The 7,369-nt window shown below is 30.3% G+C and carries 4 protein-coding genes and 1 riboswitch; of the genes, 1 reads left to right on the forward strand and 3 read right to left on the reverse strand.

Translation table 11 applies throughout. From position 1 onward, the window contains the following. Positions 1-28: 28 nt before the first annotated feature. Complete coding sequence (gene thrA / locus Q0881_RS17305) at positions 29-3,427, reverse strand: bifunctional aspartate kinase/homoserine dehydrogenase I (RefSeq protein WP_299163098.1); 3,399 nt, start codon at positions 3,425-3,427, stop codon at positions 29-31. A gap of 21 nt (positions 3,428-3,448) precedes the next feature. Beyond that, on the reverse strand, positions 3,449-4,741 hold the full coding sequence (locus Q0881_RS17310) for an O-acetylhomoserine aminocarboxypropyltransferase/cysteine synthase family protein (RefSeq protein WP_299163100.1): 1,293 nt from the start codon (positions 4,739-4,741) through the stop codon (positions 3,449-3,451). A 129-nt stretch (positions 4,742-4,870) separates the two neighbouring features. Then, positions 4,871-5,006: riboswitch (SAM riboswitch) on the reverse strand. 308 nt (positions 5,007-5,314) lie between these two features. On the opposite strand from Q0881_RS17310, the gene metK reads away from it, so the two are divergent. Continuing rightward, entirely contained in the window at positions 5,315-6,571 is a 1,257-nt protein-coding gene (metK, locus tag Q0881_RS17315) for a methionine adenosyltransferase (protein ID WP_299163103.1), read from the forward strand. 126 nt (positions 6,572-6,697) lie between these two features. Here metK and Q0881_RS17320 read toward each other — a convergent pair. After that, positions 6,698-7,369: T9SS type A sorting domain-containing protein (locus Q0881_RS17320; protein WP_299163106.1), on the reverse strand; the 672-nt coding region annotated here is incomplete at its 5' end.

Below are 7,369 nucleotides of genomic sequence, written 5' to 3' on the forward strand. Positions count from 1 at the left end.
AAAGGTTTTAATTGTGCTTGACCTAACATTAATTGTTATTTTTGGCTAATCGTAAAATATCTCCAAATACACCTCTTGCTGTTACTTTAGCTCCGGCTCCAGCTCCTTGAATTACAATAGGTTGTTCTCCATATGATTCTGTATATATTTCAAAAATAGCATCAGAACCTTTTAAGCTTCCTAATGGAGAATTTTTAGGGACTGAAACTAACTTTACATCTAAACTCCCTTTAGTTTGTTGTAAATCTCCAGATAAGTCACCTATATATCTAAGTACATGATTTTGTTTTTGATTTTCTTTTTGTTTTTGAAAAGAAATGTTTAGTTTTTCTAAATCAGATAAAAACTCTTCAGAAGAAATGTTTTGAAGTTTTTCTGGTATTAAATTTTCAATTGAAATATCTTCAAATTCATTTTCTAAATCTAATTCTCGAGCTAAGATTAACAGTTTTCTAGCAACATCATTTCCACATAAATCTTCACGTGGATCGGGTTCAGTAAATCCTTTGTTTATTGCTTCTTGTAATACAGTTGAAAACGAAACGTTATCAGCAGAAAAACGATTGAAAATATAACTTAAAGAGCCTGAGAAAACACCTCTAATTCGTGTAATGTTTTCACCCGAATCATGTAATAATTTAATTGTGTCAATTAAAGGCAGTCCAGCACCAACATTGGTTTCGTACAGGTAGTTTTTATTTGTGCTATCTAATGTTTTTCGTAACTTTTTATAAAAATCATACGATACTGTATTGGCTATTTTATTTGATGAAACTAAATCGAAACCTGCATTCACTAAAGGAATGTAATTGTTTATAAATTCAGTATTAGCTGTATTGTCAACAGCAATCAAGTTTTCTAAGTGATTTTCTTTAGAAAAGTCAATAATATCTTGAACAATTGTTGAAGTTTCCTTAGAATTATCTAAGTTATTACTCCAATTTTCTGTTGCTCCATTTTTAGTTAATAGCACCTTTTTAGAATTAGCAATGGCAAATACATTTAACTGTATTTTTCGTTTCTCTAAAATAGTTTTTGAATTTTCTAATATTTGTTCAATTAAGGTTCCACCTACTAATCCTTTTCCAAAAACGGCGATATTTATTTTTTTAGCAACTCCAAAAACTTGCCCATGAATTACATTTAGAGCTTTGTGTAATTGCTCTTTTTTAACAACTAAACTTACATTTTTACCGGTAATAGTGTTATTGAATAATAATGGAGTAATCTGGTTTTTTATTAATGCATTATAGGGATGATGGAACTCGCTTAAATCTTGACCAATTATTGAGATAATAGATACATTTTCTACAATTGATATCTTATTAACATCTTTAGTGTAAAAATCATTTTCAAATTCTTGCTCCAAAGCTTTAACCGCTTTTTCAGCACTGCTTTTTTCAACAACTAACCCTATGCCTCTTTCAGAAGATCCTTGTGAAATAAAACTAACACTAATTCCGGAATTACTTAAAACTCTAAAAATACGCGCATCAACTCCAACTTTACCTAGCAAACCTCTTCCTTCAAAATTTAATAAAGCTACATTATCTAAAACGGATAATGATTTTATTCCTTTAGAGTTCGTTTTTGCTGTTATTAAAGTGCCTTTATCGTTAGGATTGAAGGTGTTTAAAATTCGAAGATTAATGTTTTTTTCAAGTAACGGAATAATGGTTTTAGCATGTAAAATGGTAGCACCAAAATTTGCTAGCTCATTTGCTTCTGAAAAAGAAAGTCTTTCAATTTTTTTTGCATCACTTACCAAATCTGGATTTGCAGTGAAAATACCATTTACATGCGTATAGTTTTGTAATTCTTCCGCATCTAGATAGTTTGCTAGCAAAGAAGCTGTGTAATTACTACCGTTTCTTCCAAGAGTGGTAGTTTCGTTTTTTAAGTTTGAAGCTATAAAGCCTGAAACTATATTAACTGTTGTACCATTAAATTGTTTAAAATGTTTTTTTACATTTTCTTTTGAAACATCTATAATAGGTTGCGCATTTCCGAAACTCTCATCGGTTTTTAATAGTGTTCTTGCATCTGTAGGGTTAGCATTTATACCTTTTTGATTTAATAATTCTGATACTGTTTTTATAGATAATAATTCTCCTTGTGCTAAAACTTCGTCTTTTATTTTAATGCTAAAATCACCTAATAGATTTACACCTTCAAATAGTTTTTCTAAACGAGAAAATTCTGAAGAAAAATCGGTTAAAGGAGTTAATAATGATTGTTCGTGTTTAAAAGCTTCTAATTGTTGTTGGTATGTTTTATTTTTAGCTGCCTTATTTAAAATATCTTCTAAAATATCTGTTGCATTTCCACGTGCAGAAACTACTACAGCAATGTTTTCTCCTTCATTAATCTTACTTTCTATGATAGAAATTACATTGTGTATTCCTTCATTTGATAATGATTTCCCACCAAATTTTAAAATTTTCATTTTTTTGTTTTTTGAATTTTTATTGAATATTGGTTCAATAATTTCTTCGAGTTGTTTGTTTTCTATTAAAAAAGCATCGTGACCATGATCGGAATTGATTTCATTATAGGTTACATTTGAATGTACTGTAGCTAGAGATTTTTGTGTTTCTCTATTTTCTTCCGCAGTAAAAAACAAATCAGAATCAACACCTATAATGTGAATGTTTGCTTCAATTGTTTGTAAAATATTTAAAGCTTTTCTTCCTTTGGTTACATCAATTGTTTTTAATAATTGATTCATTAGTTTATAAGAAGCGAGTTGATATCGTTTTTGTAATTTTTCACCATGGTGAAGCAACCAGCTTTCTACATTAAAAATCTGTAATTCTTCATTTTTTGAACGCTGAAATCTTTTTTTAAACGATTCAGGTGTTCGGTAACACAGCATTGCATGCATACGAGCATCGTGTACAGGATTACTTGAATTTGTTAAGAATTGTTCTTGAATTTGACAATTTCCAATTAACCAATCGGTAGATTTCCAATCTGTAGCAACAGGAATTAAATGTTGTGTAATAGTAGGATTTAATATTGCCATTTCCCAAGCAATTCCTCCTCCTAATGAACCTCCAATTAATGCAAATAATTTTTCAATTTTCAATTTTTCTAATCCTAATAGAAAAATGTTTGCAATATCTCTGGCAACAAAATTTTTATAATTATCTATTAAAAAATCATCATAACCATTACCAGGAATATTAAAGCATAGGATAGTATATTTTTGAGTATCTATTGCTTTGTTTTTTCCGACAATGTTTTTCCACCATCCATTTTTTCCTGCAACATTACTGTTCCCTGTTAATGCGTGATTGATTAATACAACAGGAGCGGTACCCAGCTTTTTCCCAAACAACTGATAACTTAATGGTATATCGTTGAATTGAGCACCGCTTTCTGTTGTATAACTAAGAATATTTATATGTAATAATTTGTCTTTCATTATTCTAATAATCTCTAGTTTTTAAGCAAAAACTTCTTTTGGTATTTTAGCAAAAGCTTCTTTTAAATCAAATTTTAAATCTTCTATATTTTCTAAACCTACTGATAAACGTATTAAATCTTCAGTAACTCCTGCACTTGCTTGCTCTTCAGAATTTAATTGTTGATGCGTTGTACTAGAAGGATGAATGATTAAAGATTTTGTATCTCCAATATTTGCTAATAAAGAGAATGTTTTTGTAACGTCTGCTATTGTTTTTGCAGCTTCAAAACCACCTTTAGCTCCAAAAGTTACGATTCCACTTTGTCCGTTTGGTAAATATTTGTTAGCTAATGTTTTGTATTTGCTGCTTTCTAAACCAGGGTAGTTTACCCAAGCAACTTCATCTTGTTGTTCTAACCATTTAGCTAAAGCTAACGCATTTTCAGAATGTTTTTTAATTCTTATAGCTAGAGTTTCTAATCCTTGAATTATATTAAAAGCATTGGTTGGACTTAATGCTCCACCAAAATCACGTAAGCCTTCTAAAATTAATTTAAAAGTATAAGAAGATGCCCCTAAAGTTTCATAATATTTTAATCCATGATATCCGGCAGAAGGTTCTGTAAATTCAGGAAATTTACCATTTGCCCAATTAAAAGTACCAGCGTCAATAATAGCACCTCCTAAAGAATTTCCTTGCCCTCCAATGTATTTTGTTAACGAATGAATTACAATATCTGCTCCATATTTAATAGGGTTCAGTAGGGCAGGAGTAGCAACAGTATTATCAACAATAAAAGGAACTTCAGCTTTTTTAGCGTGAGTAGATATTTCTTGTAAGTCTAATACGTCAAGTTTAGGGTTCCCTAAAGATTCAACAAAAAATGCTCTCGTATTTTTTTGTACTACATCTGCAAAGTTTTTTGGTTCAGATGCATCTACAAAAGTGGTAGTAATACCCAACCTAGGTAAAGTAACTTTCAATAAATTGTAGGTCCCGCCATATAAACTACTTGAAGCAACAATATGATCTCCAGCTTTTAATAAGGTTAACAATCCAGTTGAAATAGCAGCAGTACCTGAAGCAAAAACTACTGCTCCAATTCCACCTTCTAAAGCAGCTAAACGCTCTTGTAAAATTTGATTTGTAGGATTATTTAAACGTGTGTAAATAAACCCCAGTTCTTTTAATGAAAAAAGATTTGCGGCATGATCAGAATCATTAAAAACATATGATGTTGTTTGATAAATAGGAACAGCTCTTGTGCCTCCAGTTTGTTTTACATCATGTCCTGCGTGCAACGCTTTTGTTGCAAATTTTTGTGTACTCATTTTTCTTGTTTTTGAATTAATTAATAATTAAACCAAAAGCCAAATGCGTCAAATTTTTGACGTACTTACTAGAAAAATGTTATTAAGAAATATTAGAAGTTTCTGTGTATCATTATAGAAACTTCTTTTTGGTTATCTATCCTTAAAGAAACTTCTTGATTGCTCTTGAAGTAACATTTTGGTAGAATTTAGCACCTTCTTTGCATAGAGCAAAGGGTTGCTAAGGCTTCATAGGGTCTAATCCCTCGGCCTTTCTTGATAACATCGTCAATAAGTGTTTGAACTTTTACGAGTGCAAATATTCAGTTATAAAAATTTAATATCCAAACTTTTTTTAATGTTTTTTTACTTCTAAAGTTTTATATACTACGTATATAGATTTTTAATTTTAATTCTTTTTTAACAAAAAGCTTTTTTAAATATGAATTTAATCAATAACTTTGCGATTGAATTTTGAGGAAAAATTTGATCTGATTGCAACCTCTATAAAAAATGCTAAAGCAGTAATTATCTACTTCTTTTAGCGACCAAGCAATCCAAGTTTTTCTTCCGTTAATTTTTAAAAAGAAGTTTATGTCATATTTATTTACTTCAGAAAGTGTTTCTGAAGGACATCCAGATAAAGTTGCAGATCAGATTTCTGACGCTTTAATAGATAATTTTTTAGCTTTTGATTCACAATCTAAAGTAGCTTGTGAAACATTAGTAACTACAGGTCAAGTTGTATTGGCTGGGGAAGTAAAATCTAAAACATATTTAGATGTTCAGAAAATTGCAAGAGATGTAATTAACAAAATTGGATATACGAAAAGTGAGTATATGTTTGACGGTAGTTCTTGTGGTGTTTTTTCAGCAATACATGAGCAATCACCAGATATTAACCAAGGTGTAGAAAGAGCAAATCCTGAAGATCAAGGAGCTGGAGATCAGGGGATGATGTTTGGTTATGCTACGGATGAAACTGATAACTATATGCCTTTAGCATTAGAGTTGTCGCACCGTTTATTAATTGAATTAGCAGAGTTAAGAAGAGAAAATAAAGATATTACCTATTTACGACCAGATGCTAAATCTCAAGTAACTATTGAGTATTCAGATGATAATGTTCCACAAAGAATTGATGCTATTGTAATTTCTACTCAGCACGATGATTTTGATGAGAGTGAGGAGGTAATGTTAGCAAAGATTAAATCTGATATTATTTCTATTTTAATACCTAGAGTAGTCGCTAAATTACCAGCAAATATTCAAGCATTATTTACCGATAATATTACATATCATATCAATCCAACTGGAATTTTTGTTATTGGAGGACCTCACGGAGATACTGGTTTAACTGGACGTAAAATTATTGTAGATACTTATGGAGGAAAAGGAGCACATGGTGGTGGAGCTTTTTCAGGAAAAGATCCTTCTAAAGTAGATCGTTCTGGAGCATATGCAACACGTCACATTGCTAAAAACTTAGTAGCTGCAGGTTTATGTAAAGAAATATTAGTACAAGTTTCTTATGCTATTGGAGTAGCGAAACCAACAAGTATTAATGTAGAAACTTATGGGACTGCAACGGTTGATATGACTGATGGGGAAATTAGCAAAGTAGTTGAAACTATTTTTGATATGCGCCCATATTTTATAGAGCAACGTTTAAAATTAAGAACTCCTATTTATTCTGAAACTGCTGCTTATGGGCACATGGGAAGAGCTTCTGAAAAGAAAACGGTTACTTTTTCTAATCCAATGGGAGAAACTATTGAACGTGAAGTAGAAACATTTACTTGGGAGAAATTAGATTATGTAGATAAAGTTAAAGCTGCATTTAAATTATAGAAAACCTATAGTTTTATATAAATAAAATTAAAAATCTTCGAAAGTTAAAACTTTCGAAGATTTTTGTTTTTAATGATATTTGAAGAACTATAAGTATTGCTGTTTTAAAGAGATATAATATACTTTTTAATTGATAATCATCTTTCTTGTGCTAATTCTTTCACTATTTACGTATAATGTATAGTAATATATCCCAGAAGCTAATCCGTCTGTGTTAATATTTATATCACCTTCTCCTTTTTCTTTGATTTCAATAGTAGAAATAATTTGACCTGTAGAATTATTGAATATTATAGAGGCATTACCACTATTTTCAGGTAAGAAATATCCAATTGAAGATTTATTACTAAATGGATTTGGGATATTTTGATATAATATTGCTTCTGTCATTGTACTAGTATTACTACAACCACATTCTTCTAATTTTTCTAATCGAGATAAAATAGTAGCCATTTGTGTTTTTAATTCTGAAACTTCAGTTTGAGAATCTAGTAAATCATTTTTTATATCTGAAAGAATAGGTGATAAATCTACTGAAACAGAAGTCCCATTTTCTATGGCTATAATTAAATCGTTTCCTGAGAGTGCTGCAGATGTTAAGTTTTGATTATCCGTTCCAGTTCCATCTTGCAATGAAGATATATCAATTGTATTTCCATTAGCAATCGATAAATTAGTTCCAGCTAAAGAAATAGTTTGCGCATCGGTATTGTCTAGATATTTAGCTAAATCTACAGTACTAGCATCGTTACTTAAACTTAAGGTATTCGTGTTTAGGGTTAAATCTTGATTATCTGT

Origin of the sequence: uncultured Tenacibaculum sp. (assembly GCF_947494125.1) — a bacterium.
Classification (GTDB): Bacteria; Bacteroidota; Bacteroidia; order Flavobacteriales; family Flavobacteriaceae; genus Polaribacter.